The following is a 26,063-nucleotide window of genomic DNA, read 5'->3' as shown; positions in this document are numbered from 1 at the left end:
TGATCTAGAGCTAAACCGCGGACGCCAAGGCAGAAATGCTGAACGGAGGATGTGGTGCTTACGTGGGGCAGGGAATTTAGGTTCCAAGCTTTTGGGGTAGGGATGGCGATGTACTTGGCGACGCGAGAGGTTTGGTTATTGCCAACTTCGTGCATAGAGACATGAGTAGAATCCACAAATGGATTCATATTTCGATGCGTATCAGATATTAATGATTCTCAAAGGATAGAGATGAAGACACTGCCGCAAGTAAAGGCTACTCCAGAACAGCTGCCCATCATAAGTGGCAATGATCTGGGGGTTGAAGTTATACGGGGGGCTGCAGGAAGTGGAAAAACGTCGACGGCGCTTTTGCGGCTGAGGTCTCTTCTTTATATGTTCGAAGCCCGAAAGAAGAGGCGGTCAGACACTTCTCCTGTAAGGGTCCTTGTGTTGACCTTCAATAAGACATTGAGCGGATATGTATCGGCGTTGGCAGATTCTCAGGTCGACGCTTCAAATGTTTTGCTGGAAATTAAAACATTTGCCAAATGGGCTGCTAACGTACTGAATGACGTTCGAATTATCGACAGGATTGCGGAGGTTCATCTCAGTAAGCTGATCGCGCAAGCCGAAATCGGCTCTCTATCGCAGGGGTATCTCAGAAAGGAAGTTGATTACATACTAGGTCGGTTTCATCCGTTAAATCTCGATGAATATATACGAACGGAACGAACCGGTCGAGGGACGCAACCTCGTGTTGAAAGAACCTTGAGGCGCCAAATTCTTGATGAAATCGTGATTCCCTATCTGGCGTGGCTTGAGACGCAAGGAGGAGTGGATTGGAACGGACTCGCTATAAGAATGGCAGAGACAGAAGGATCGATGAACTATGACGTTGTCATAGTCGATGAGAGTCAAGATTTTTCCGCCAATCAACTCCGGGCAATCGGCAGACATCTTGCGCCGGATCACGCGCTCACATTTGTTATTGACACTGCGCAAAGGATCTACGCGCGTGGCTTCACTTGGCTAGAGGCGGGATTTGAGATTCGTCGTGGTGGTTACCACACGCTACGAGCGAATCACCGAAATACTAAGCAGATAGCCGCATTTGCTCTCGGGTTGCTTAGTGGGCTAACTGTCGATAGCGATGGCGCGCTTCCTAATCTCAACTCCGCAGAGAGGGACGGGCCACTTCCCGTTGTCCTTCGCGGGCGTTACAGGAATCAACTTGCATGGGCAATTCAGTTCATTCGAAGCCAAGTGGATCTGACGAACGAGTCCGTAGCATTTCTCTATATCACCGGAGCTTGGCTGGACTATACTCGCGAGTCGCTAAGGAATTCAGGGCTGCAATTCGCTGAAATCACGAGAGAATCAGAATGGCCATCCGGATCGGAAAACATTGCTCTATGCACGTTTCATTCTTCAAAAGGTTTGGAGTTTGATTATGTGTTCATTTTGGGGTTAAGCTCTGAAAATACAGGATTCTCAGATCTGGATTCCGATGATGAGTTGCTGGTATTACGTAGACTTCTCGCTGTAGCTGTTGCGCGCGCGCGAAATCAGGTAGTCTTGGGTTATAAGCCGGGCGAAGAGTCTAGACTGGTGGACTTCTTTCAAAAGGGGGCATTTTCAGAGGAGTCTCTGCCATGACTATCGCTAGCCGGATTCAAGAGCGTGGCATTGTGGAGGTTGTTCACTTTACTACGAATCGAGGTTTTGTCGGGATGCTTGCTTCCCGCCGTCTCTACTCCAGGCATAGACTTCACTTTGACGAGTACCTTGAACATCAGTGGATGGCCAACTCGGTATCGAGGCCGGAAACCGCAGAGGGGTTTGATAAGAAGGAAAACTGGCTTGACTACGTCAATCTTTCAATATCAGAAATCAATAGTAGATTCTTGCTTGTTTCTAGTAGATGGCACCAGGATTCTGATTATTGGTGGATTATATTATCGTTTGACTCATCTATAATGTGTGATGATGGAGTTTACTTCGCTACCACCAACAACGGTTATGATCTGTGTTCTCGGAAGGGGGGCTTGGAGGGTTTTGATGCGCTTTTCGTGCCCGTAGTTGGGCGCAAGTTGCCATCGTGGCGGGCTTATAGGCTAGATAGGGAGCCTCGACTGCCTACTTGCGAGCAAGCTGAAGTATTGTATCCAGGATATGTTGATCTTCATGCACTACGCCGGGTGTATGTCAGAGAGGGCGAGCAGGCCGACAGGGTGGAGGGTTGGCTTCGCGAGTTCGAAATGACGTGGGTAGAGGTCATTGTAAATGAGCAGAAATTCGTCGGAAGGCCTAACTAGATGAGCAATAACTATAGTCAAGTTCACCGGTCAAGTTCAGCCGGGCAAGGGCCGGTCTCGATCGTCAGTTCCTCGCTCTGGGCTGCCTCTGCTGATGCATTGGGTTGGATCACTGAACTGGCTGACGCAGGCCTTGTTAAGCGACGTGTGGGTGCGCCGAGACTAAAGAAGCCTGTCCAGTGGAGAAGGAAGATTGGAGGCTGGTCGGGGGTTGAGGTTGACCTGCCTGCAGGAACGTATTCTGATGACACCCAGCTGCGGCTTGCTGTTTCCCGGGCTATCGGCAATGGTGGAGTGTTCGACGTTGAGGCCTTCGCCAAAATCGAGCTTCCAACTTGGCTTTCGTATGCATTGGGCGCTGGCCGGGGCAGCAAGGCTGCTGCATCTGGCCTGGCAAAAAAGGGCGTCAACTGGTTCTCGAACTTCTACAATGCTAAAAACCTGCGATACGTCGATGGCGGTGGTAACGGTGCTGCAATGCGGATTCAGCCCCATGTGTGGTGTGCTCCCGCGGATAGAAATGACAAGATGCTTTTGAATGTGTTACGTGATTCGCTAGTCACACACGGGCACCCCAACGGGTTCTGTGGGGCGATTTTTCATGCGATCAGTCTTTCAGATACTTTGCTTGAGGGTGCTGTCAGCGGGCCTGAGTCATGGGGGAAGTATCTTAGTGTGTTCAACGAAGTCCCAGAAATGGTTGACTCTGACCCTCAGCTTCGTGATTTTTGGTTGCCGTCCTGGGAGAAAAAGTCCGGCGTCAAGTTGAAGGATGCGCTGGCTAGAGTGCGCGCTGAGTGTCAGGATGATTTGAATAAGATTGAGAACTCCCTTAGTAGTGACAACCTTGAGTTTAGTTATTTTGACGTTCTGACTCAGCTTGATTTATTCAATGAGAAGTTGCGCGGTTCTGGTTTGAAGACATCTATTGCAGCCAACGCTCTTTCTTGGTTGTTTAGGAATGCTAATGTTGAAGATGCCGTGCTCTGTGCAGCTAATGCCTTGGGTAGCGACACAGACACTATCGGTACTATGGCGGGCGCTATGCTTGGCGCGCTGGCGCCGGCACCGCGCTGGCATGTCCAGGATAGAGAGTATCTCGTTGACCAGGCGCTTCGACTGGAGAAAATTCGAGATGGGTCTGTCGTCAGTTCTTTTGAATATCCTGACTTAATGCAATGGCGCGCCCCAGGAACTCAGGCCGACTCGGTAATGGTGCACGACGGAGGAATTGTCTTGGCTGGTTTGGGTAATGCTGAGCCAATCGGTGGCGACTATTCGTCCGGCGATGGTAGTGAGATCTGGCAGTGGATGCGCTTGGATTTTGGTCAGACCATTCTCGTCAAAAGGCGCAGAGATTTGGCGACAGCCTCGCCGATGCTTCTTCCAAGTAGTAGTGGTGGAGTACGGCAGCAGTCGGAGGAAGACATCGCGCTACAGCGTGCAGTTGATCGGCGTCGTGCTAGTCAGCAGAATTCTGCGCGGGCTAAGGAATCGTTTGTCAACGAGGAAGGGAAGCTGAGCTCTAGCGGCATTTTAGGCGAACGGCGCCATGCGGGCATGAGCTTGGACGAAATCAGTGAGGAGGTTTTTTCTTCTGGATTTTCCAATGAAGTCATCGGGCGGGTCATCAATAGATGCATAGACCAAAATCAGGATATAGAGTCTGCTGTTGCTCTTGTGGCCATAATCGCGAAGGCTAAGCTTGCAAGGCAGCGACGCTCTAAAGCTTAGCTTCTTAGATTCGATGGTTAGCTTTGAAGGTTTTTCGCTGCTTTAATTTTGGGTGCGGTACCATCGGCGTGATTAAATGGCGTTGGTGCCGCTTTATCAATTTCGGGAAGGTTTTCAGTAGATCTGGTACTGGAGAGGCAGGTCAGTGCCTGATTTGGCTGTCTTCTGTGTCTACCATTGACAGCCGCAAGAGCCCGCGGGAGCGTGCTTGGTCGCGGACATCATGGTCATTGCGGCTTTCCACATAGCTCAATAGTGTGCCGACCAACTCAGCAATTCCAGCGCTTCTGCACCGGCCAGGAACACTAGCTCTGCGACACGTGCGCGCCGCTTTGCTTCTTCGCGGCGTTGCATTTCCTTCGCTTTTACCGCTTGGCGCTGGCTTGCTAAAAGTTCGCGCGCTTGCAACTGCGCTAGCCGTTCTGTGGCTCCATGGATTCGATCGTGGTAGTGGTTTTCGCGCTCATCTTATTTCCCATCTGCTTGCCTACGAGTCAACCAGAGAAATGGCTCTCGTCAAGTTCGCGCCCACTTGAAAATTTGGACTCCCTCCAAATCGAAAAGATCTGAAAAACAAGGCTTAAAAGAAGGAAGCAAGAGCGCACTTAAGCATCCTGACGGATGCGTGCGCCAAGGGCTCCGCCCCTGGAACCCCAAGCCTCTGCGAGGCTTGCCAACGGCAAAAGCTGGTCCATAAAGAACCCTGTCTTCACAGGAGTTTTTATGGCCATCTTCCACACCTCAATCAAAATCTTCAGTCGCAGCCGCGGGCAGTCCGCTCTCGCTGCGGCCGCCTATCGAGGCGGCCTGCTGATCGCGGACTTGCTCACCGGGCAGCAGCACGACTACCGCCGCCGCAGCGGCGTCGTCCAAAGCTTCTGCCTTGCGCCGCCAGACGCTCCCGAGTGGGCCTTTGACCCCCAGGAGCTCTGGGCGATCGCGGAGGCCGCCGAGCGTCGGAAAGACTCGACCGTGGCCAGGGAGTTCGAAGTCTCCTTGCCCCACGAGCTCTCCGACGAACAGCGGGCACAGTTGGCGTTTGTCATCGCCGATGCGCTGGTCGACCGGTACGGCTTCGCTGTCCAGGCAAGCCTCCATTCCCCACGCACGCCGGATGGGCTCAACCACCATGTCCACATCCTGGCGACCACCCGCCGCATTGGGCCTGAAGGCTTTGGCGACAAAACCCGGGAGTTGGACGTTGGGCCGTCGGGCAAGGCCCAGGTGCAATGGATTCGGGAGATGATCGCAACGATGACGAACGCCCATCTGGAGGCAGCTGGTATTACTAGCACGATCGACCATCGCAGCTTGGCCGAACAGGCCAGATCGGCGATGGAGCGGGGAGACGATCTGGCGGCAGCAGCGCTTTCCCGCGAACCGACCCAGCATCTGGGTAAGTCGGCAGCCGCGCTGGCTAGAAAGGGCGTAGCGACCGATAGGGCGAGCAAGAACGAGCAGATAGCGGAAGACAACAAAGAACACTATGAATACCTGGTGCGCAAAGCCGGGTTAGCGGGCAAGCCCGCGCCAAGTCCAACTCAAGAAGAGGCGCCCGCGCGTGGTGGGCGGATCCTCAACAGCGATACGGCAGGGCTGCCCGCTGGTCTGGAGATGCGAGGCGTTTCTGGAGTCCGGTTGCAGCACCTGCTCCTTTCGTCTCATGGACTCCCGGAACAGCAGGCGCCCGTCAGCCTCGCCGAGAGGATTGTCGATGCCTTGCGCGACTTGGAGGAGATAGCCCGGGCGAGGGCCGATCTGGCCATGGAAAGGACTCGCGATGCGTTGAGTTGGGCGCAGCGGCAGCTTTCCTTGCAAGGGGAGACCATCGAGCTCCGGCAATGGATCACCAAGGCTGTAATTCAGGTCCGTGCTCTCAAGTGCCTCATCATTAACCGGGCTCGCAGGCTGCTGAACGTCAAGAGTGCGACCAAGTTGCATCACATCGCCGAACAGGAGTGGGAGCGGTTCAACTCCGACTATCCGCTGGATTCAACTGTCTACTCGCGCCCGGAATGGACCCAGCGCCGCGGCCGGCGGCTTTCGGTCCTTGAGAAGCGCACAGCTGAGTTGAAGTTGGCTCAGGAACGGGCAGCGGAACAAGAGTTGAGCTTGATCGACTCTGAGATCGCTAAGAAGGCAGAGCTCCTCAAGGCAATGCCTTATCCGCCGCAGGGGCAAGTTTTAAAGCCAGTGGCTCCTCAGTCCTTGGAATCCGATGCGTCGGCTCCTCGTCCGCGAGTTCCGCGTGGGCCGACCCTTCATTGATCCTATAAAGAACAAGCCCCGCGGACGCGGGGCTGTTTTTCAACGAAGGCCAGGTCCCCTTGGCAGCGTTCTGGTGGGGATTGGGTTCGCTGGTGGGAGGGCACGAGCTTCACGCCAAGCATCCAGGGAAGGGAAGCGGATCGGCACTTGGTCCCGGTCGACGACCGCGGCTCGCGATACAGTGCCTCTCGGAGGAGAGTAGGCGAGGGACTGACCTGCTTGGCTTCCAGGCGATGCGGCGAACCGACGCAACAGTATTTTTGCGACATCCAACGCATGTTGGACATCTACCTCGCGCTCACTGGCGTCTCGGGCGTTGTTTTGAGGCACCAGGGCTTGAAGAAGCTGGCTGGCGATGCGGAGTTCTACGTTTGCGGGCATGGGTAGGTCCTGTAGTGAAGGGTCTTCACATCGAACCACCGCCACCAAGAACTGCAAGTCTTGAGTTGTCGAGTATCTCACGGTTTCAGCATCCGGGTTGAATGCCTTTAGCGTCTGGAAACCCGAAGTATATTTTGGTTTGCACCCAAGCTTCAGAAGTGCGGAGCAATTGGGTGAGCTTCCACTGTTCGTTGGAGATGAGTGAAGGTAGGCTGCCATCGTTGGTCGGAATGTGCGTTTGACCTGGGAAAATTGGCCGGCGTTCAGCTCTTCACTTTTGCCTGTTTCGCTACTGGGGAAATGACCAGCCAAATCATGTCAAATGTATTTGCATAGTTGATCAAGTGCAAGCAATAGATCATTGCCCTCGCTTCTTCTTGCCCACGTGTCCTGAGTGCGTTTATTGCTTTGCGACGAGCCAAATACTTTTCTCGTCGGCGTGCGCCCATTGATTCAATCTCCTCCTTACTGGAGGCGTCTGCCGCGTTCCATAATCTTTTTAAAGCTTTCCCGGGCGACATCTCTTGGTGCTGCTGGTCGTCGCGCAGCATCGCTGATATGCGATCACGCAGGCCTGTTTCTTCGATGGGCTCTGGCTCGCTGTTAGCGACTCCTTTAGCACCAGGTTGCGAATAGTTCCATGCGTGATGTTTGCCTAATGCAAGTACGGGTGGAAAGGTGCTTTGATCAATGATGGTTCCTTTCAGCTGGGCGGTGTATAGTTTTAATGCCATGTGGAAGACTGGAGCGGCATAACAAACATAAGCTTTGTTTCCAGCAGCCTTTGCCAACTTCCGTAGTCTTCTGTGTTGAGGCTGGGATATCTTGAATCTCCAGCAGGGTGAGCCAAGTTTATGGGCCGCTAACTTTGCTTCGGCTTTCATTCTATGACTGCGGGGTCTCTTCGCTTGCACGAATAGATTTAGCGCAAATTGAGGGAGGGGGCGCTTTATTTTCTTGAAGGATGGGGCCTTTGGATTGAGGTTAACGCCCAGTTGCGGATTCTTGCCAACCGCATTCCAAAATTTAGGATTTTTAGTGTAGGTGGAGTAATCAAATGCCATGAAAGCCTCAAGAACCTGGCCGGGTGCCCAGAGGTGGCCGTTTGTTGAGCCTAGTTCTTGATACAACGCCGTCTCGTATTCCCTTTCCTCAATCTGGATCTTTGCCACGTCGCTCTCCTAGCTGGCTGGGTGAAATGTTGATGAACGGTGGTCTCTTAGAGCCGGGGCCTATGTTGGATGCTATCGACTTCGTCAGTGCGTCGAGTGGGTCTGGAATACCTCTGCGGTTAGTGCCTTGTTTTAAGGCGAGGACGCTTAGGCAAACTGCCATCAGGCAGCAGACTGGGATCTACCAGCGTGCGTAACCTTTGGAGGTTAAGCCCGTAGCTCAATATCCGAAGACCGGGCGAGTGAGCCCCCAGTCCTTCCAGCTTTTCTTTGGCGGTGAAGTCGCGGCTGTAAGTGGCATGGTGCTCGTCATCCAGTTCATGGCCGACCAACTGAGCCCTGAGTTCGGACACCACGCCGGCGCCCTGCAATTCTTGGATCAGGGTCTTGCGCAACGAGTGGAAGCCGCGCTTGGCGGTGGGCCAGTTCTTGCCCACCTCGGCCAGGTGCCGGCTAAACGCTTTGGAGATCCAGTTGCCCTGGCCGTTCTTGGCATCGGCTTTGGCCGCTGGGAACAAGCGTTCTTGTCCCTCGGCGCGCGCCTGCTCGACCCAATCCAGGAAGCCCAGGGCGAGGAGATCGGGATGGATCGGCACAGTCCTCAAGCTCACGTCCGTCTTGACCTTCTGATGCTCGCCCTCGTCCGAAATCTGGATACAGGGGAGGCCGCCGTCCTGTACTACGTCGGCGGTCAGCAGTTGGCCGACCTCCGAGGCGCGAGCGCCGGTATACAGACCAATGAGGGACGCCCACCGCGCGGCCAGGGGTAGGGATTCAAAGGCCGCAGGCGCGAACAGCGCTTGGACTTGGTGGGTGTCATAGGCCTTGAAGCCAAACTTACGCCGGGTCCGCTTCTCCCGAGTCGAGTAGCTCACATGGCCGGAGGCAGGGTTGTCGCCTTTCGGGTAGTGGCCCGAGGCCATGGCCCATTCGAAAAAGCCCCCTTTGCCGCCCACATAGCTTTGCTTGTTGGTCAAGGTCGGGGTCGATGCCTTGTTGTCGCGCATGTGCTGATACCACCGGGACAGGTCCGAGCGGGTGATGGTGTGCAGCTTGGTCTTTTCTCCGAGGAAGCGGGTCAGCAGGTCGATGGCGGTCCGCTTGATGGTCCAGGTCTTGGGGAGCGTGCTGGCCTTGATGCTATCCAGCCAAGCATCCCGGGCCTTGCCCAGGGTGATCGTCTCAATGGCGGGCTTCGTCGTTCGCCTCGGCGTCGGGAGGGGCGGCACGTGCTGATGAATCAGCTCCCCCAGCGCGCTGGACTGCGGGGCCGTGAGTTCCATGAGTTGCTGGTAGAGCGTGACGTCTTCTGGGGTGTCGATTTCCCATTGCTCGGTGATCGACCCATCCGCCGAGCGTGTCCGCTTCAGCGTCAGTTCCTGCGGGCGTTCGGCGCCGGTCAGACGCGCGAGGAGCGCATCCAAGTCGTCGTCTCGGGTCTGCATGCGTCGTTCCCTCAACACACGGAAGACTTGAGCATACCGGGCGGCCAGGGTCAGCGCGCGCAGCCGCGCTTCCCGCATGTCGTAGGTGTGCAGGGTGCGTTTGAAGGTCTGGCGACCCACGATGGGCTGTAAATCCACCGGGACACGCTGGCGATACGACCAGAGGCCGGAGGGAGCTCGAACGAGATGATGGGGAATGCGCATGGGCGTCGTGTGTCCCGTTTTGCGCGTCTGCAGCCCAGTTTTACGCCAACAAAAAACCCCTGATTTCTCAGGGGTTTGCGTAATCTGGCGGAGAGAGGGGGATTCGAACCCCCGAAGCGCGGTTTAGACGCTTACACACTTTCCAGGCGTGCTCCTTCAACCACTCGGACACCTCTCCGGGTCTTGCGCGGGCCATGCGGTCCGGGCAAGGGCGGGAATTCTAGCCGTCATGGCGGCCGTTCACAAGGCGAACCACCGCCGTTGCGTGAACTGCGCTCATCTTCGCCCTGTTCATCGTCGCAGGCAGCCTGCGCCGAAGGCCGGCGCGCGCGTGACGGCGGCTGACCGGGCGACTGAACGATCGTGGTGGCCCGGCGTGGCACAATGGCGGTTCAGATGAAGACGGTCGCCTGATGTCCTATCTCGTTCTCGCCCGCAAGTGGCGCCCCAAGCGTTTCGCCGAGTTGGTGGGGCAGGAGCATGTGGTCCGCGCGCTCACCAACGCGCTGGACAGCGGCCGGGTGCACCACGCATTCCTGTTCACCGGCACCCGCGGCGTCGGCAAGACCACCATCGCGCGCATCTTCGCCAAGTCGCTGAACTGCGAGCAGGGCACCAGCGCCGACCCGTGCGGCCAGTGCGCGGCCTGCCTGGACATCGATGCCGGCCGCTACATCGACCTGCTGGAGATCGACGCCGCGTCCAACACCGGCGTGGACGACGTGCGCGAGGTGATCGAGAACGCGCAGTACATGCCCTCGCGCGGCAAGTTCAAGGTCTACCTGATCGACGAAGTGCACATGCTCTCCAAGGCGGCGTTCAACGCGCTGCTGAAGACCCTGGAAGAGCCGCCGGAGCACGTGAAGTTCCTGCTCGCCACCACCGACCCGCAGAAGCTGCCGGTGACGGTGCTGTCGCGCTGCCTGCAGTTCAACCTCAAGCGCCTGGACGAGGAGCAGATCCAGGGGCAGATGACCAAGATCCTGGCCGCCGAGCAGATCGAGGTGGATGCCTCGGCGATCGTGCAACTGGCCAAGGCCGCCGACGGCAGCCTGCGCGACGGCCTGTCGCTGCTCGACCAGGCCATCGCCTACGCCGGCGGTGCGCTGCGCGACGATGTCGTGCGGACGATGCTGGGCACGGTCGACCGCACCCAGGTCGGGGCGATGCTGGACGCGCTGGCCGATGCCGACGGGCAGCGGCTGCTGCAGGTGGTGGCCGGCCTGGCCGAGTTCTCGCCCGACTGGGGTGGGGTGCTGGAGGCGCTGGCCGAGGCCTTGCACCGCATCCAGGTGCGGCAACTGGTGCCGGGGGCGGCCACGCCCGCGCTGGATGGCCTGGACCCGGCCCCGTTGGCCGAGCGCCTGCGGCCGGAGATCGTGCAGCTGTGGTACCAGATGGCGCTGAACGGGCGCCGCGACCTGTATCTGGCGCCGAGTCCGCGCGCCGGCTTCGAGATGGCGTTGCTGCGCATGCTGGCGTTCCGTCCGATGGGCGCCGCGGCGCTGCCGGCCGGCACCGCGACCGGTGCGGCGGCGCAGGGACATGGCAATGCCTCGGCAGCCGCGGCCAGCGCGCCTGCTGCGGCGATGGCGGCACCTGCTGCGCTGGCTGCCGCTGTCCGGGCGGCGCCCGTCGTCGCCGTGCCGGCACCGGTCCCCGCTGCGCCCGCGGCGGTTGCGCCCAGTGCGGCGGCGACCCCGCTGGATCCGCCGTGGGATCCGCCGGCGCCGCCGGTGGCACGCCCTGCGCCGTCCGCGCCAGCCACGGTACCGGCGCCAGCGGTCGCCCCGGCCGCGGCCGCCGAACCGGAAATGGCGATGGTGCCGCCGCTGGCGCAGACGCCGCGCACCCACGCCGCCGTGTCCGACACGCCGCGCGCGCTGCACAGCGCCGAGGACTGGCTGGAACTGGTTGCCGATTGCGGCCTGAATGGCCCCTCGCGGCAGCTCGCCGCCAATGCCGCCTTCGTCAGCCATGCCGAGGGCGTGCTGCGGCTGTCGCTATCGCCGGGCTTCGAGTACCTGCAGTCCGAGCGCTCGCTCGGCGAACTAGCCGCGGCCCTGGCCGACGCGCTGGGTCAGCGCCCGAAGATCGTCATCGAAAGCGGCATCGCGGTCGATGCCGAAACCCTGCACGAGCGCTCGCACCGGCAACGCGGCGAGCGCCAGAACGCGGCCGAAACCGCGTTCATGAACGACCCGGCGGTGCAGGCGCTGATCCAGCAGCAAGGCGCGCGGGTCGTTCCCGATTCCATCCGTCCCTACGATGAGTGAACCACGATGCGCGGCAATATCGCCCAACTGATGCAACAGGCGCAGAAGATGCAGGAAAACCTGCAGCGCGCCCAGGAAGAACTGGCCCAGCTCGAAGTCACCGGCAGCGCCGGCGGCGGCATGGTCACTGTGACCCTGACCGGCGCCAAGGAGTGCCGCAAGGTGCGGATCGATCCGAGCATCCTGGCCGACCAGGAAATGGCCGAGGATCTGATCGCCGCCGCCTTCAACGACGCCTCCAACAAGATCGATGCCGAGTCCAAGGCGCGCATGGGCGCGGCCACTGCCGGCATGCCGATCCCGCCGGGCATGAAGCTGCCTTTCTGAGGGCCCGGGATTCGGGAGTGGGGATTCGGGATTCGTGGTTTCTCGCGAGCGCGCCGCATCACCTGCTTCGGTGCACTCCCCGCGTAGGAGCGGCTTCAGCCGCGATGGGCATTGCGGGTAACGCCCTCCGCAGCTGAAGCCGCTGCTACGCAATGTCCCGTTTTCACCGGATCGCTTGACAGCCACTTGGTGGTGGATAGCCCGCTGCAATTCCCAATCCCCAATCCCCAATCCCGAATCCCCAACCGCAATGAGCTCGCCGCTGCTCGAACAACTGATCGATGCGTTCCGCGTGCTGCCTGGCGTCGGCCAGAAGACCGCGCAGCGCATGGCCTATCACGTGCTCGAGCGCGAGCGCGAAGGCGGGCAGCGCCTGGCCGAGCGGTTGCACGAGGCGATCGAACGCATCGGCCATTGCGCGCAGTGTCGCGATTTCAGCGAGACCGAACTCTGCGCGATCTGCGCCAGTCCCGCCCGCGACCGCCAGCAGCTGTGCGCGGTGGAATCGCCGGCCGACCGGCTGGCGATCGAGCACGCCACCGGTTACCGCGGCCTGTACTTCATCCTGCAGGGCCGGCTGTCGCCGCTGGACGGCATCGGGCCGCGCGAGCTGGGCCTGGATCGGCTGGCCGCGCGGCTGGCGCAGGGCGAGGTCGCCGAACTGATCATCGCCACCAACTCCACGGTCGAAGGCGAGGCCACCGCGCATTACCTGGCGCAACTGGCGCGCCAGCACGGCGTGCGGCCGAGCCGCCTGGCGCAGGGCCTGCCGCTGGGCGGGGAGCTGGAGTACGTGGATCGCGGCACGCTGTCGCATGCCTTCGGCAGCCGCAGCGAAGTGCCGCGCGCCGGCGCCGGCGAGTAACCGCCGCACGCGGCTGCGGCGCAACGCCGAATTGGGCTATAACGACGGCCCCTTCTTTCGTTCCGGGCGCGCTCCATGGACACCATCTTCGGCAAGATCATCCGTCGCGAAATTCCCGCCAGCATCGTCTACGAGGACGACGCCGTGCTCGGCTTCAAGGACATCGCGCCGCAGGCGCCGGTGCATGTGCTCTTCATCCCCAAGCAGGTGGAGATTCCGACCCTGGACGACCTGGCGCCGGAGCAGGCGACTCTGGTCGGCCGGCTGGTGCTGGCCGCGGCCAGCTATGCGCGCGAGCAGGGCCTGGCCCAGGACGGCTACCGGGTGGTGATCAACTGCCGCGAGCACGCCGGGCAGACCGTATTCCATCTGCACCTGCATCTGCTCGCCGGCGCGCCGCTGGGGCGCTTCGGCACGCCCTGAGTCGCGCGGCTGGCGCCAACCGGCAGGCATAAAAAAACGCCGCTGGATCAGCGGCGTTCTTCGTTGCGGTGAATGCGGCAGGCTTACCACCAGCCCCAGCGCGGACCCCACGGGCCCCAGCCCGGGCCCCACGGGCCGTACGGGTAGGCGGGCACCACTTCGACCTGGCGCACCACCGGCCACAGGTAGACCACGTCCGCGTCCATCTTCGGCAGGCGGTAGTCGTATTCGCCGATGCGGGTGTTGTCGTAGCCGGACACGTGGCCGATGAAGGTCACTTCGCGGCCGGGCTCGAACACCGCCGGGTCGTAGAAGCCGGCGCGGCAGGCGATGAAGCGGCCATCGCTGGCGTCGGCCGAACTGCTGTCCGGACGGCCGCTGGCATTGAGCGGGCGCGACAGCATCTGGAAGCAGGTCTGGCCCTGGCCGGGCGTGGTCTTGATGATCTTGCCGCCCCATCGCACCGGCGCGCCGGCCTGCTGGCCGGCGACCGAATCGCGCGGGCTGACCGGCGCGAACTGGCCTTGCAGTGGCTTGGGAGCGGTGGCGCAGGCGCCGAGCGCCAACGCAGCGATCACGGGGAACAGCAGGCGAATCTTCATCGGGATGCTCCAGTGGGCGGACGGTGCCTGCGCAGGTCGCGCAACAATGAAGCGCTGTCCGAATCAGCGCCAGCGTAGCGCGCATCGGCGAAACGCCGGCTGAGCGGAATCAGCGTCGCATCGCCGGTTTCCTGCTGCACGCGCGCGGCCCACGCCAATGCCGGTTCGTGCGGCGCGCGGCCCTGGCCGCGCTTGGCGTAGCGCCGACTCAGGCCGCGCCAGGCGCGCAGCAAAGGATCGCGCTCGCGCTCGCCGCGGGCCAGCCACCAGGCCATCGCACCCAGCAGCAGGGCCGCCAACCCGGCGAACAGCGCCACCAGCTGGCCGGGCTCCAACTTCGCCACGCCGAACTGGCTGAGCAGGCGCTGCTGGCGGTTGGCGTCGAAGGACAGCACCAGGTCGTTCCAGCCGCGCCGCGCCCAGTCGGCGAGGTCGCGCAAGCGCCAGTCGGCGTTGCCGCCCTGGGCGCCGGCGCCGTTGCCCAGCCGGTCCTCCAGGGTGTCGTAGATGCGTTCCGGCGCCACTGCCGCGGTCGGGTCCACGCGCACCCAGCCGCGTTGCGGCAGCCACACCTCGGCCCAGGCGTGCGCGTCCATGCGTCGTACCACCCAGTAGTCGCCGAACGGGTTGCGGGTGCCGCCGGCATAGCCGGTGACCACGCGCGCGGGAATGCCGGCGCCGCGCATCAGCACCACGAAGGCCGAGCTGAAGTGTTCGCAGAACCCGGCCTTCTGCCGGAACAGGAACTCGTCCACGCCGTCGCGGCCGGGCAGCGGCGTCTGCAGGGTGTAGGCGAAGTCGCGGCGGATCCATTGCAGGGCGCGGGCGACGATCGCCGCGTCGTCGCCGCCGGCCTGCTGCCGCCATTGCCGGGCCAGCGCCAGGGTGCGCGGGTTGTAGCCCGGCGGCAGCGCCAGTGCGCGTTGCCGCTGCGCCGGGTCGAGATCGGCCTCGACCCGTTGCGGCGGCGCCGAGCGCAGCCGCCAGCGGGTCAGCGCACTGAGCGGACGCTCGGTCTGCAGCACCGCGTCGGCGCTGAGCCGGGTGCCGGCCGGCGCCTGCAGAGGCAGGTCCAGCGCGACCAGTTGCCGGCGGTCGGTCGGCTCCACTTCGAGTTGGTAGTCCCAGCCGCCCGGCGCGAACTGCACCGCCGGTGCCGGCGCCCAGGCGTTGCCGCGTTGCGCGCGCCAGGTGCGGCCGTCGAAATCCCACAGCACCGGGCCGCGCCAGTAGCGCTGCGCCGGTGCCGGCACCGGGCCGAAGAACTGCACGCGCAGCGCCGGGGTGTCGTCGGCCATCAGGTCCAGCCATTGCCCCGGGCTCATCGTGTCCGACAGGCCGGGACGGCCCATGGCGCGCTCCGGAACGCCCCACAGCGGCGAGCCCAGTCGCGGGAACAGCCAGAACGCGGCCAGCGCCAGCGGCAGGCCCAGCGCCAGCAGACGGCCGACGCCGCGCAGTTGTCCGCGCAGCGGGCGGCGTGCGCTGTGTCCTTCCTGATCGGCCAGGCGCTGCATGCACAGCAGCGCCGCGATCACCGCGGCCAGCCCCAGCGCCATCGTCACCGGGCCCTGGTCGAGCAGGAAGGCGGCGAACGGCGCGAACAGGGCGAAGCCGAGCAGGCTGCGCGCATCGCGCAGGCTCTTCAGTTCCGAGGGCTTGATCGCCAGCATCGCCGCCAGCAGCGCGCAGCCGGTATCGCGGCCGAAGCGCAGGCCGACCTGCCAGTACAACGCTGCGAGCATCACCGCGACCAGGGCCAGGCGCAGCAGTGCCGGCATCGGCCGCCACGCCGAACTGGCGCCGATCAGCAGCGCCGACAGGGCGATCAGCCAGGCCAGCGTGCCGGGCAACTGCAGCAGCAGCGGCAGCAAGGCCAGCAGCGCCGCGCCCAGTGCCCAGGCGCGGCTGGCGGCGTGCAACGCGGGCGAGCGCGGCTCAGCCATGCGGCAGCAGCGCCAGCGCGCGCAGGCACAGATGCCGGTGCTGCGGGCCGCGGCCCGGCCCCAGCGCCGGCTGCCCCGGCAACAGCAGGCGGTAGCGGCGACCGTCGCGTTCGGAGTCCTCGACCCAGCGCGCCAGCCGCGCGATGCGGCGTTCGTGCGGCAAGGCCGGCAGCGTGCGCCAGTCCAGCACCACGTCCACCCCGATCGGGCGTTCGTACTCGCGCACCAGCAGGGTGTCGCGGCGCGCCGAGTGCTTCCAGGCGATCGCCCGCGGCGCGTCGCCGGCGCGGTAGGGACGCAACTGGTGCAATTCCTCGCCGAGCGCGTGCAGCCGGGTCTGGGTCGGGGTGCCGGCGCCGGCCGGCAGTGGCGGGCCATCGGCTTCCGGTTGCGGGTAGACCAGCAGCGGGGTGTCCGGCCAGAACCAGGCCCAGGCGCGCAGCAGGCCCAGCGGTTGGGTGGTGGAGACCTGGATGCGCTGCAGGTCGAGCCAGCCGCGGCGCTCGGTGGGCACCTCCAGGTCGGCCTCGTTGCGGTCGTCGCGGTGCAGGTCCAGATAGGTGTGCGCGGTGCCGTGGCGCACGCGCAGGCCGCGCCGGCGGCGGCCGTCGGCGGTGGCCAGCGCCAGCCGCAGGCGCAATGGCTGACCGGCGGCGACCGGCTCGGCCGACAGCGCCTCCAGGCGCAGCCCGGACAACTGCAGGTGGGCGACGATGGCGCTGGCCATCGCCGCTGCGCCGAGCAGCATCGCCAGCAGCAGCGCCGGGTTGTTGTTGTAGTTCAGCGCGCCGAGCAACATCGCCGCCAGCAGCAGCGCCATGAAGCCGCCGAACGGCGTCGGCAGGATGTAGATGCGGCGCCGGTCCAACTGCATCGGCAGGGCTTCCGGCGCGCGCGGCGCGGCCAACTGCGCCAGTCGCTGCCGCCAGTCGCGCCGCCCGCCCGGCATCGGCGTCAGTCCACCGCGACGCTGTGCAGGATCGCCTTGGCCAGGGCCTGGCCGGAGGCCGATTCCTGCTCGGCGACCAGGCGGTGTTCGGCGACCGCGACGAACAGTGCCTGCACGTCGTCGGGCAGCACGTGGCCGCGCCCGAGCAGCAACGCATGCGCCTTGGCCGCGCGCAGCAGGGCGATGCCGGCGCGCGGCGACAGGCCCACGCGCACACCGGGGTGCTGGCGGCTGCGCGCCAGCAGCGCCTGCACGTAGCCGACCAGCGCCTCGCTGGCATGGATCTGCTCCACGCCCTGGCGCAGGGTGGCCATGTCGGCCTCGCCGAGCAGCGGCTGCGTCTGCGCGATCAGGTCGCGGCGGTCGCTGCCGCTGAGCAGCGCGCGTTCGGCCTCGGCGTTGGGATAGCCCAGGGCCAGGCGCAGCAGGAAACGGTCCAGTTGCGAGTCGGGCAGAGGAAAGGTGCCGGACAGGTCCACCGGGTTTTGCGTGGCGATGACGAAGAACGGCGACGGCAGCGGATGGGTGGTGCCGTCGAGGGTGACCTGCTGTTCGGCCATCGCTTCCAGCAGCGCGCTCTGGGTGCGCGGCGGCGCGCGGTTGATCTCGTCGGCGAGCAGCACGTGGGTGAACACCGGCCCCGGGTGGAACTGGAACTGGCGCGACTGGGCGTCGTACACCGACACGCCGAGCACATCGGCCGGCAACAGGTCGGAGGTGAATTGCACGCGCTGGAAGCCCAGCCCCAGGCTCGCCGCCAGCGCATGCGCCAGCGTGGTCTTGCCCAGGCCGGGCAGGTCCTCGATCAGCAGATGTCCGCCGGACAGCAGGGCGACAAAGGCCATGCGCACCTGCTGCGGCTTGCCCAGGACCAGCGAATTGACCTGCTGCTGGGCGCGTGTGAGCGCCTCGCGCAACGTATCGGTTAGCATTTCCGGCAAGCGGAGCGGAGTAGGCATCGCAGTCTCGCAACGGTTTCAGGGAGTGTACGGGCAATGCAAGGGGAACAACGTGCACGCAGCGTCTTCATCGTGCTGTGGACGCTCGTCACCGCCGCCAAACTGCTGGTCGCCGCGCGCCTGCCGTTGTTCGTCGACGAGGCGTTCTACTGGCAGGAAGGCCAGCATCTGGCGCTGGCCTATTCGGATCTGCCCGGGCTGACCGCGTGGTTGGCGCGGCTGGGCGTGGCGCTCGGCGGCGATCACCTGCTGGTGCTGCGCGCGCCGTTCCTGCTGCTGGGCGCGGCCCTGCCATGGCTGATCGCGCGCATCGCCACGCGCTGGTTCGGCGCGGTCGCGGGCTGGCGCGCCGGCAGCCTGGCCTTGCTGATGCCGCTGTCCGGCACCCTGGGCATCCTGGCGCTGCCGGACGTGCCGATGGCGCTGGCGACGATCCTGTGCCTCGACGCCACGGCGCGGCTGCTGCGCCAGTCCGAGGCGATGAGCGCGGTGGAGCTGGCGCTGGGCCTGAGCATCGGCGCGCTGAGCCATTACCGCTTCGTCGGCGTGATCGGCGTCGGCGCGATCGCGCTGCTGCTGATCCCGCAGGGCCGGCGCATGCTGCGCGATCCGCAGGTGTGGGTGGCGTTGGCGCTGGGCATGGTCGCCTGGCTGCCGCTGCTGGCATGGAATGCGGACAACGGCGAGGCCGGTCTCAAGTTTCAGTTGGTCGATCGCCATCCCTGGAGCTTCCAGCCGGCCGGCATCGCCTTCCTGCTGATCCAGTTGCTGCTGGTCACGCCACTGCTGGCGGTGGCGATGACCAAGGTGGCGCTGATGGCAACGCGCGGCGGCAGCAGCGGCACGCGCGTGCAGTGGCGCTACTTCGGCCTGCTCGGCGGGGTGTCCACCCTGGGCATCTTCCTGCTCGGCTTCTTCACCGATGCCGAGCGGGTCAGCTTCCACTGGCCGCTGCCGGGCTATCTGGCGCTGCTGATCGCCACGCCGGTGATCCTCAACGGCTGGAGCAAGCCGCTGCGCCGCGCCACCTGGCTGCTGGCCGGGCTGGGCCTGGTCGGCGCGTTCGGCTACTACCTGGCGGTGTCGACGCCGGCGGTGCGCGAGCACGCCGCCGGCGACAAGTACTACCCGCGCAACTTCGCCGGCTGGCGACCGCTGGCCAGCGCGGTGCGTCGCGAACTGGCGAGCATGCCGCCCGGCACCCAGGTGCTGGCGGACAACTTCAAGGTCGGCGCCGAACTCGGCTTCGAGCTGCGCGACCCGAACATCCAGGTGCTGCCGCATCCGTTGAACGACAAGCACGGGCGCAGCGCGCAACTGCAGCAGTGGGGGCTGCTCAGCGACGGCCACCGCGACGGTCCGCGGTTGCTGGTGCTCTCGCCCAGCGACATGAAGTACCGGCTGCTGCTGCAGCGCTACCACGCGGTCTGCGACCTGGTCGGTCCGCTGCCGCCGCCGCGCGTGGTGTCCAGCGACCACGGCAGCCAGCGCTTCCTGCTGTTCGCGCTGCCGGCGCAGCGCGCGGCCGGTCCCTGCACCACGCCGGCGATGGCCTGGTTCAACACCCCCGACGTGGATGCCACGGTCGGTCGCCGCTTCGACGTCTCCGGCTGGGCGTTCAAGGACGGAGTGGGGCTCGACCGGATCGAGGTGCTGCTCGACGGCAAGGTCGCGGCGCAGGCGCACTACGGCACGTTCTACGACGTCACCAAGTTCTGGAAGATCTCCACCGATCCCGGCCATCCGAACATCGGCTTCAGCGCCACCGTCGATGCCAGCGGCCTGGCGCCGGGCACGCACTGGCTGGGCCTGCGCCTGCACGGCCGCGACGGCAGCGTCGAGGACTGGTGGGAACAACCGATCGTGCTGCGCCCGCGCTGAGCTGGGGCGTCTCGTCGCCCCCGAGGATGCCGTGCTTGGTTTGGCGGCGCGCCTGCCATGCCAAACCCGAATGCCGGGGTTGCGCGCCCGTGGCCGCGCCATCGTTCGGCCCTGGGCTGACGTCTACGTCCTCCTGCGTCTCGCCATAGGCAGGCGCAACCGCGGCGCGACGTGCTCGGGGAGTGGTGATCCGCCCTAGAATGACGCGCCTTTCCACGCCGTCGCGCAGGACCGCACGCCGCCCATGTCCAGTTCCCCCTCCGACCGCCCCGCGGCCGCGCCGCGGATCGCGGTGCTGGTGCCGTGCCACAACGAAGCGGCCACCATCGGCCAGGTCGTGGCCGATTTCGCCACGCATCTGCCCGGCGCGCGCATCCACGTGTTCGACAACAATTCCAGCGACGCCACCATCGCCCGGGCGCGTGCGGCCGGCGCGGTGGTGCGCGAGGTCGCGCTGCAGGGCAAGGGCAACGTGGTGCGGCGCCTGTTCGCCGACATCGAGGCCGACGTGTACGTGCTGGTCGACGGCGATGCGACCTACGATGCGGCGATGGCGCCGGCGCTGGTCGAGCGCCTGCTGCGCGACGGGCTGGACATGGTGGTCGGCGCGCGCCGCAGCGACGCGGCGGCGGCCTACCGCGCCGGCCATCGCACCGGCAACGTGCTGCTGACCCGCTGCGTGGGCTTCCTGTTCGGCCGCAGCTTCGACGACATGCTGTCCGGCTACCGGGTGTTCTCGCGGCGCTACGTGAAGTCGTTCCCCGCGCACGCCGCCGGCTTCGAGACCGAGACCGAACTGGCGGTGCACGCACTGCAGCTGCGCATGCCGGTGGCGGAAGTGGACACCGCCTATGGCGCGCGTCCGGAAGGATCGCAGAGCAAGCTGCGCACCTGGCACGACGGTACCCGCATCCTGTTGACCATCCTGCGCCTGTTCAAGGCCGAGCGGCCGCTGTTGTTCTTCTCGCTGGGCTTCGGGGCCTGCGTGCTGCTGGCGCTGGGGCTGGCGGTGCCGTTGCTGCAGACCTATTGGCAGACCGGCCTGGTGCCGCGCTTCCCCACCGCGATCCTGTGCTCGGCGCTGGTGTTGCTCGGCGTGCTGCTGCTGGCCTGCGGGCTGATCCTGGACACGGTCACGCGCGGCCGCATCGAGGCCAAGCGCCTGGCCTACCTGGCGATCCCGGCCTGGCCGGCGGCAGACGTGCAGGGTACGCAGCGGGGTGGCGGCGCATGAGCGTGGCCATGGCTGCTGCGGCGGAAGTGCCGCGCCCGACGCGCCGCCAGCGCCTGCTGGCCGCGCTGGATCGCCGCTTCGCCTTCCACAGCCGCGGCAACGTGATCGCGGCGGGCGTGGCGGTGGCGCTGCTCGGCGGACTGTTGTCGCTGTGGCTGGGCCAGGACGCCAACTGGGACCTGCGCAACTACCACCTGTACAACGGCTACGCCGCACTGCACGGCCGCCTCGGCATCGACCTGGCGCCGGCGCAGATGCAGAGCTACTTCAATCCGCTGCTGGACGTGTTGCATTACGCGCTGTTCGTCGCCTTGCCTGCGCCGCTGGCCGGGTTCGCGATGGGCGTGCTGCATGCGCTGGCGTTCCTGCTGCTGGCCGGCATCGTCTGGCAGGTGCTGGACCCGCGGCTGGATCGCGCGCGGCTGGTGCCGTGGCTGGCGTTGGCCGGCCTGTGCAGCGCCGCGTTCCTGTCCGAGTTCGCCGGCACCATGGCCGACAACACCAGCGCCCTGCCGGTGCTGGGCGCGCTGCTCGCCGCACTGCACGCGCAACGCCGCCAGCAGGCCGCGGGGCAGGGCGTGGCGCTGGGCTGGTGGACGCTGGCCGGCGCCCTGCTCGGGCTGGCGATGGCCTGCAAACTGACCAATGCCCTGTTCGCGCTGGCCCTGGGCGTGGCAGCGCTGGTCGCCGGCGGGCGCCCGCGGCAGCGCCTCGGTGGTGCCGCGGTGCTGACCGCGGTGACGCTGCTCAGCTTCGCGCTGCTGGCCGGGCCGTGGCTGCTGCGGGTCTGGCAGACCTTCGGCAATCCGCTGTTCCCGCAGTTCAACAGCCACTTCCTGGCGCCACTGGCGCAGCCGGTGGCGGTCAGCGACACGCGTTGGTTGCCGAAGACGCTGTGGGAATGGCTGACCTGGCCGCTGCAGTTCTCGCTGGCGCCGAACCGGGTCAGCGAGGTGCGCCTGCGGCAACTGGTGTGGCCGCTGCTGTATCTGCTGGGCCTGGTCGCGTTGCTGCGCTGGGCGCTGCGGCGTCCGCGCGCCTCCGCGCCGACGGAGGTGGTCGCGCCGGCCTGGCGTGCGGTGCTGGTGTTCGTTGTGGTGGCCTTCCTCGCCTGGCAGGCGGCCTTCAGCATCCAGCGCTATCTGGTGGTGCCGGAGCTGCTGGCGCCGCTGCTGCTGTGGGTGGGGCTGCGGCGGTTGCTGCCGGCGCGCATCGCCGCCCCGGCGGCACGCTGGACCCTGATCGCCTGTGCGGCCTTTGCGCTGTATGGCTGGGGCGAGTGGGGCCACGAGCGCTGGGTGCGGCAGGCGTTCCGGGTGCAGGCGCCGCCCATGCCGCAGCCCGAGCGAAGCCTGGTGCTGCTGGTCGGCGATGCGCCGGAGTCCTGGCGCATTCCGTTCCTGCCGGAGCAGGCGGCGTATGCCTCGGTCGCCTCCAATTTTCCGGAAACGCCGGCCTACGCCGCGCGGGTACGGGCGATGCTGGCGGCGCGCGGGCAGGGCTATGCGCTGTTGCCGGCCGAGGTGGATCGCAATGTCGAGCGCCTGCGGCGGCTCAATGCCGTGGCCGCGCGCCTGGGCCTGGATCGCGGCCCCGACTGCGCGCTGATGCGGCGCCTGGCGCACCGCCCGGTGCGTGCCGGCGTGGCCGTGGACGCCGGCCGCTGCCGCTGGGTGCTGCTGCCGGAACGGGCTGTGGATGTCGCCGCCGCGGACCGGCAGACCCAGGCGCTGGCCGAGCAGCAACTGGCGCGCTACGGCCTGGCGCTGCAGCCGGGGTCCTGCCGGATCTACCCGTCCTGGGTCGGGCAGGCGCGCTTCCCGTATCAGTGGTGCCGGTTGCAGTGAGCTAGGGCAGGGTGTAACCGGCCTCGCGCAGCAGCTCGGACAGCGCGATCAACGGCAGGCCGATCAGCGCGGTCGGGTCCTGGCTGTGGATCGCGCGGAACAGGCTGATGCCCAGGCCTTCGCACTTGAAGCTGCCGGCGCAGTCCAGCGGCCGTTCGGCGGCGACGTAGCGGGCGATGGCCTCGGCCTGCAGGTCGCGGAACTGCACTTCAGTGAGGTCGCAGGCCTGCAGCGTGCGTCCACCGCGCTGCAGGCACACGGCGGTGTGGAAGCGCACGCTGCGCCCGGACATGGCCGCCAGCTGTGCGTGCGCCGCGGCCACGTCGCCGGGCTTGCCCAGCGGTTGGCCGTCCAGTTCGGCGACCTGGTCCGAGCCGATCACCCAGGCCTCCCCGGCGGTGGCCGCGACCGCCGCGGCCTTGGCCGCCGCCAGCCGCTGCGCCAGCGCCAGCGGCGTCTCGCCGGGCAGCGGAGTCTCGTCGACCTGCGGGCGGGCGCAGTCGAAGGGCAGGCGCAGCCGCTGCAGCAGCTCGCGGCGGTAGGTGGAAGTGGAAGCCAGGATCAGCGGTGGCATCGGCGGTGGGCAGGCAGCGGTGGGCCGGGGCCGGCAGTCTGCGGCGGCCGGCGCGGACCGGCAAGGCGATGCAGGGACGGGTCCGGGACGGTTTGACAGCGGCCCCGGCAGTCCTTAACATTCTGCGGCTTATGTCCGCGAACGTGCCCGAACTGTTGGATGCCTGGCGGATGGTCGCAGCGCGCAGGGTCTTCGAAGACCGCCTGCCGCTCTCGGCGATGACCCGTCTGCAAGGCAGCCTGGCCGACACCGAAGGCGAATGCCGCTACACGCTGGAATTCGGCCGCGACGCTGTACTGCAAGTGTCCTATGTCGAACTGAAGATCGAAACCGAGCTGCCGCTGATCTGTCAGCGCAGCCTGCAGCGCTTCCTGCTGCCGGTGTCGAGCGTACAGCGGCTGGGGCTGATCCGCAGCGAGGAAGAAGAAGCCGCGCTGCCGCCGGATCACGAGGCCTTGCTGGTGCCGGAAGACGGCATGCTGCGGCCGGCCGATCTGGTCGAGGACGAGTTGGTGCTGGCGGTACCGCTGGTGCCGGTGGCGCCCGGAAGCGAGGCGGTCGATCGCGACTGGCCGGCGACCGAGGAAGAAACGAGCAAGGTCAACCCGTTCGCGGCGTTGGCGGCGCTGAAGAAACAGTAGCGGTCGGTCCGCCTGCCGCTGCCTGAGGTTGTTGCCGGACGCGCGCGTCCTGCGCGACGTAATGACGACAGATGTAAACGAACCGAGTTTGGAGCAATCCCATGGCTGTGCAGAAATCCCGTGTCACCCCGTCCCGCCGCGGCCAGCGCCGTTCGCACGACGCCCTCAGCGCCAAGCAGCTGTCGACCGATCCGACCAGCGGCGAGATCCACCTGCGCCACCACGTCACCGCCGACGGTTACTACCGTGGCAAGAAGGTGATCGCCACCAAGACCGCGCAGGTCGAAGAAGATTGATCCGTGCCCGTCCACCGCGCTGCGGCGGACGGAGTCACCCATCTTCACAGGCCGCGCCGCACCGGTGCGGCCTGCGTAACAGGCAACAGGAACCAGCATGAGCAAGCGGATCTATTCCAGGATCGCGGGCACCGGCAGCTATTTGCCTGAAAAAGTGTTGACCAACGACGATCTGTCGCAGATGGTCGACACCAGCGACGAATGGATCCGCAGCCGTACCGGCATCCGCGAGCGGCACATCGCCGCCCCCGGCCAGACCGCCGGCGACCTGGGCTACGAGGCCGCGCTGAAGGCGATCGAAGCCGCCGGCATCGATGTCGCCGAACTCGACATGATCGTGGTCGGCACCACCACCCCGGACCTGATCTTCCCGTCCACCGCCTGCCTGATCCAGGCCCGCCTCGGCGTGGTCGGCTGCCCGGCGCTGGACGTCAATGCCGCCTGTTCGGGCTTCGTCTACGCGCTCAGCGTGGCCGACAAGTTCATCCGCAGCGGCGACGCCAAGACCGTGCTGGTGATCGGCACCGAAACCCTCAGCCGCATCGTCGACTGGACCGAGCGCACCACCTGCGTGCTGTTCGGCGACGGCGCCGGCGCGGTGGTCCTGCGTGCCGATAACGACACGGGCATCCTCAGCACCCATCTGCATGCCGACGGCAGCAAGAAGGAACTGCTGTGGAATCCGGTCGGCATCGCCACCGGGCTGGGCGATGGCACCGGCGATCCGGCCGCCGGCGGCATCCAGATGAAGGGCAGCGAGGTGTTCAAGTACGCGGTCAAGGCACTGGACGCGGTGGTCGACGAGACCCTGGGCGCCAACGGCCTGGACAAGCACGACCTGGACTGGCTGATCCCGCACCAGGCCAACCTGCGCATCATCGAAGCCACCGCCAAGCGCCTCGATCTGCCGATGGAGCAGGTGGTGGTGACCGTGGACATCCACGGCAACACCTCGTCCGCCTCGGTGCCGATGGCGCTGGACGTGGCGGTGCGCTCGGGCCGCGTGCAGCGCGGCCAACTGCTGCTGCTGGAAGCCTTCGGCGGCGGTTTCACCTGGGGCTCGGCGCTGCTGCGCTACTGAGCCTGCCCCGTGCCCGGCGCCATCGGCGCCGCGGTGCGCCAGCGGCGATGCCGAACGCCGTGCGTCGTCTCCACGACGCACGGCGATACGCTCGCCGAACCCATCCCATCGACGCCAGCGCGTCAGGCGCGCCGTGCACAGCCGCCGCGCCCGGAGGCGCGATGGGTGTCTGAGCGCGCTGTCCGCTGCTGCATTGCGTCGGGGCCTTATCGAAGCTCCTGCAGGAGCGGCTTCAGCCGCGACAGGCATTCCCGGTCAAGCCCGTCGCAGCGGAAGCCGCTCGTACGCAGGTGACGAGGCGTCCCTGCTGAGCGGCGGCAGAGCGCATTGTTGCGGCGCCCTGAACCGGTCGGCCGAGGCGCGGATCGACTCGTGCGCCCGCCAGGGCGTGCGCGCCCATCGCGCCATCGCTCGGCCGTCCAGGCTATGCCCGATTCGACCCATGCCCATCGCGCCTTACTGCTGTCGGCATGCGCTGCCGTTGCCTTGCCTGACGCGCCCGGTCGCAGCGGTTTCCGCCCGCATGCGTCGCGGCCGCCACGCGCGCTGTCGGCATGACGCCCGGCACGGCGGAGCGTCGCGCCGCTGGCGCCGCGCGGTGGATCGGCTGCCACTCACATACGCCCGAGTACAGACGTCCGGCCGGTTTCGCCCGTATCAT

21 protein-coding genes, 1 tRNA gene and 1 pseudogene are annotated in these 26,063 nt (G+C 65.3%); 14 read left to right on the top strand and 9 right to left on the bottom strand.

From position 1 onward, the window contains the following. The first annotated feature begins 231 nt into the window (after positions 1-231). From QN245_RS16040 to QN245_RS16030, 3 genes are read left to right on the top strand one after another with little or no spacing between them, the layout of a single operon-like run. Complete coding sequence (locus tag QN245_RS16040; RefSeq protein ID WP_317843649.1) at positions 232-1,638, top strand: 3'-5' exonuclease; 1,407 nt, start codon at positions 232-234, stop codon at positions 1,636-1,638. Next, positions 1,635-2,297: a DarT ssDNA thymidine ADP-ribosyltransferase family protein gene (locus tag QN245_RS16035; RefSeq protein ID WP_317843648.1), complete on the top strand. Its 663-nt coding sequence runs from the start codon at positions 1,635-1,637 to the stop codon at positions 2,295-2,297. Before QN245_RS16040 ends, QN245_RS16035 begins: the two co-directional genes overlap by 4 nt. Next, positions 2,298-4,031, top strand: a complete 1,734-nt coding sequence (locus QN245_RS16030; RefSeq protein ID WP_317843647.1) for an ADP-ribosylglycohydrolase family protein — start codon at positions 2,298-2,300, stop codon at positions 4,029-4,031. It abuts the gene before it with no gap. A 142-nt stretch (positions 4,032-4,173) separates the two neighbouring features. On the opposite strand, the pseudogene QN245_RS16025 reads toward QN245_RS16030, so the two are convergent. Next, positions 4,174-4,469, bottom strand: a pseudogene (locus QN245_RS16025) (hypothetical protein). A gap of 285 nt (positions 4,470-4,754) precedes the next feature. Between QN245_RS16025 and mobQ the strand changes: the two are divergent. Further along, positions 4,755-6,299: a MobQ family relaxase gene (gene mobQ, locus QN245_RS16020; protein WP_317843646.1), complete on the top strand. Its 1,545-nt coding sequence runs from the start codon at positions 4,755-4,757 to the stop codon at positions 6,297-6,299. Between the two features lie 644 nt (positions 6,300-6,943). On the opposite strand, the gene QN245_RS16015 is transcribed toward mobQ, so the two are convergent. The 3 genes from QN245_RS16015 to QN245_RS16005 form a co-directional block, all read right to left on the bottom strand. Next, positions 6,944-7,852, bottom strand: coding sequence for a hypothetical protein (locus tag QN245_RS16015; RefSeq protein WP_317843645.1), 909 nt, complete (start codon positions 7,850-7,852; stop codon positions 6,944-6,946). 119 nt (positions 7,853-7,971) lie between these two features. Further along, on the bottom strand, positions 7,972-9,501 hold the full coding sequence (locus QN245_RS16010) for a DUF6538 domain-containing protein (protein WP_317843644.1): 1,530 nt from the start codon (positions 9,499-9,501) through the stop codon (positions 7,972-7,974). An 85-nt stretch (positions 9,502-9,586) separates the two neighbouring features. Next, positions 9,587-9,679: transfer RNA gene (locus QN245_RS16005), tRNA-Ser, on the bottom strand. 235 nt (positions 9,680-9,914) lie between these two features. Here QN245_RS16005 and dnaX point away from each other — a divergent pair. The 4 genes from dnaX (at position 9,915) to QN245_RS15985 (ending at position 13,392) form a co-directional block, all read left to right on the top strand. Further along, the gene (gene dnaX / locus QN245_RS16000) at positions 9,915-11,777 is read left to right on the top strand and encodes a DNA polymerase III subunit gamma/tau (protein ID WP_317843643.1); all 1,863 of its coding nucleotides are present in this window, start codon (positions 9,915-9,917) and stop codon (positions 11,775-11,777) included. 6 nt (positions 11,778-11,783) lie between these two features. Continuing rightward, entirely contained in the window at positions 11,784-12,104 is a 321-nt protein-coding gene (locus QN245_RS15995; protein ID WP_160966219.1) for a YbaB/EbfC family nucleoid-associated protein, read from the top strand. A gap of 250 nt (positions 12,105-12,354) precedes the next feature. Beyond that, positions 12,355-12,969 carry a recombination mediator RecR gene (gene recR / locus QN245_RS15990; RefSeq protein WP_160966221.1) on the top strand — a complete coding sequence of 205 codons (615 nt, stop codon included), beginning with the start codon at positions 12,355-12,357 and terminating at the stop codon, positions 12,967-12,969. Between the two features lie 75 nt (positions 12,970-13,044). Beyond that, positions 13,045-13,392: a histidine triad nucleotide-binding protein gene (locus QN245_RS15985; RefSeq protein ID WP_010342491.1), complete on the top strand. Its 348-nt coding sequence runs from the start codon at positions 13,045-13,047 to the stop codon at positions 13,390-13,392. Positions 13,393-13,475: 83 nt separating this feature from the next. On the opposite strand, the gene QN245_RS15980 is transcribed toward QN245_RS15985, so the two are convergent. The 4 genes from QN245_RS15980 to QN245_RS15965 are packed head-to-tail and all read right to left on the bottom strand — an operon-like array spanning position 13,476 to position 17,848. Then, positions 13,476-13,994: a Slp family lipoprotein gene (locus tag QN245_RS15980; RefSeq protein ID WP_160966223.1), complete on the bottom strand. Its 519-nt coding sequence runs from the start codon at positions 13,992-13,994 to the stop codon at positions 13,476-13,478. After that, positions 13,991-15,940: a transglutaminase TgpA family protein gene (locus tag QN245_RS15975; RefSeq protein ID WP_317843642.1), complete on the bottom strand. Its 1,950-nt coding sequence runs from the start codon at positions 15,938-15,940 to the stop codon at positions 13,991-13,993. The genes QN245_RS15980 and QN245_RS15975 overlap by 4 nt, the downstream gene beginning before the upstream one ends. Further along, positions 15,933-16,889 (bottom strand): DUF58 domain-containing protein, encoded by a 957-nt coding sequence (locus QN245_RS15970; protein WP_317843641.1) that lies wholly within the window; start codon positions 16,887-16,889, stop codon positions 15,933-15,935. Before QN245_RS15970 ends, QN245_RS15975 begins: the two co-directional genes overlap by 8 nt. Positions 16,890-16,894: 5 nt before the next feature. Then, entirely contained in the window at positions 16,895-17,848 is a 954-nt protein-coding gene (locus QN245_RS15965; RefSeq protein ID WP_317843640.1) for an AAA family ATPase, read from the bottom strand. A 36-nt stretch (positions 17,849-17,884) separates the two neighbouring features. Between QN245_RS15965 and QN245_RS15960 the strand changes: the two genes are divergently transcribed. From QN245_RS15960 to QN245_RS15950, 3 genes are all read left to right on the top strand, one after another. Further along, the gene (locus QN245_RS15960) at positions 17,885-19,729 is read left to right on the top strand and encodes an ArnT family glycosyltransferase (RefSeq protein WP_317843639.1); all 1,845 of its coding nucleotides are present in this window, start codon (positions 17,885-17,887) and stop codon (positions 19,727-19,729) included. Between the two features lie 244 nt (positions 19,730-19,973). Next, complete coding sequence (locus tag QN245_RS15955) at positions 19,974-20,963, top strand: glycosyltransferase family 2 protein (RefSeq protein WP_317843638.1); 990 nt, start codon at positions 19,974-19,976, stop codon at positions 20,961-20,963. An 8-nt stretch (positions 20,964-20,971) separates the two neighbouring features. Next, the gene (locus QN245_RS15950) at positions 20,972-22,810 is read left to right on the top strand and encodes a hypothetical protein (RefSeq protein WP_425612878.1); all 1,839 of its coding nucleotides are present in this window, start codon (positions 20,972-20,974) and stop codon (positions 22,808-22,810) included. 1 nt (position 22,811) lies between these two features. Here QN245_RS15950 and QN245_RS15945 read toward each other — a convergent pair whose 3' ends face one another. After that, complete coding sequence (locus tag QN245_RS15945) at positions 22,812-23,384, bottom strand: Maf family nucleotide pyrophosphatase (RefSeq protein WP_184448224.1); 573 nt, start codon at positions 23,382-23,384, stop codon at positions 22,812-22,814. A gap of 131 nt (positions 23,385-23,515) precedes the next feature. On the opposite strand from QN245_RS15945, the gene QN245_RS15940 reads away from it, so the two are divergent. From QN245_RS15940 to QN245_RS15930, 3 genes are all read left to right on the top strand, one after another. Then, positions 23,516-24,025: a YceD family protein gene (locus QN245_RS15940; protein WP_010342480.1), complete on the top strand. Its 510-nt coding sequence runs from the start codon at positions 23,516-23,518 to the stop codon at positions 24,023-24,025. A gap of 101 nt (positions 24,026-24,126) precedes the next feature. Beyond that, on the top strand, positions 24,127-24,321 hold the full coding sequence (rpmF, locus tag QN245_RS15935; RefSeq protein ID WP_010342479.1) for a 50S ribosomal protein L32: 195 nt from the start codon (positions 24,127-24,129) through the stop codon (positions 24,319-24,321). A 97-nt stretch (positions 24,322-24,418) separates the two neighbouring features. Next, complete coding sequence (locus QN245_RS15930) at positions 24,419-25,402, top strand: beta-ketoacyl-ACP synthase III (protein ID WP_160966237.1); 984 nt, start codon at positions 24,419-24,421, stop codon at positions 25,400-25,402. Positions 25,403-26,063 lie beyond the last annotated feature (661 nt).

The organism is Xanthomonas rydalmerensis, from assembly GCF_033170385.1.
GTDB lineage: Bacteria > Pseudomonadota > Gammaproteobacteria > Xanthomonadales > Xanthomonadaceae > Xanthomonas_A > Xanthomonas_A rydalmerensis.
Note: the sequence above shows the minus strand (reverse complement) of the source record. Positions and strands in the feature narration are given on the sequence as shown.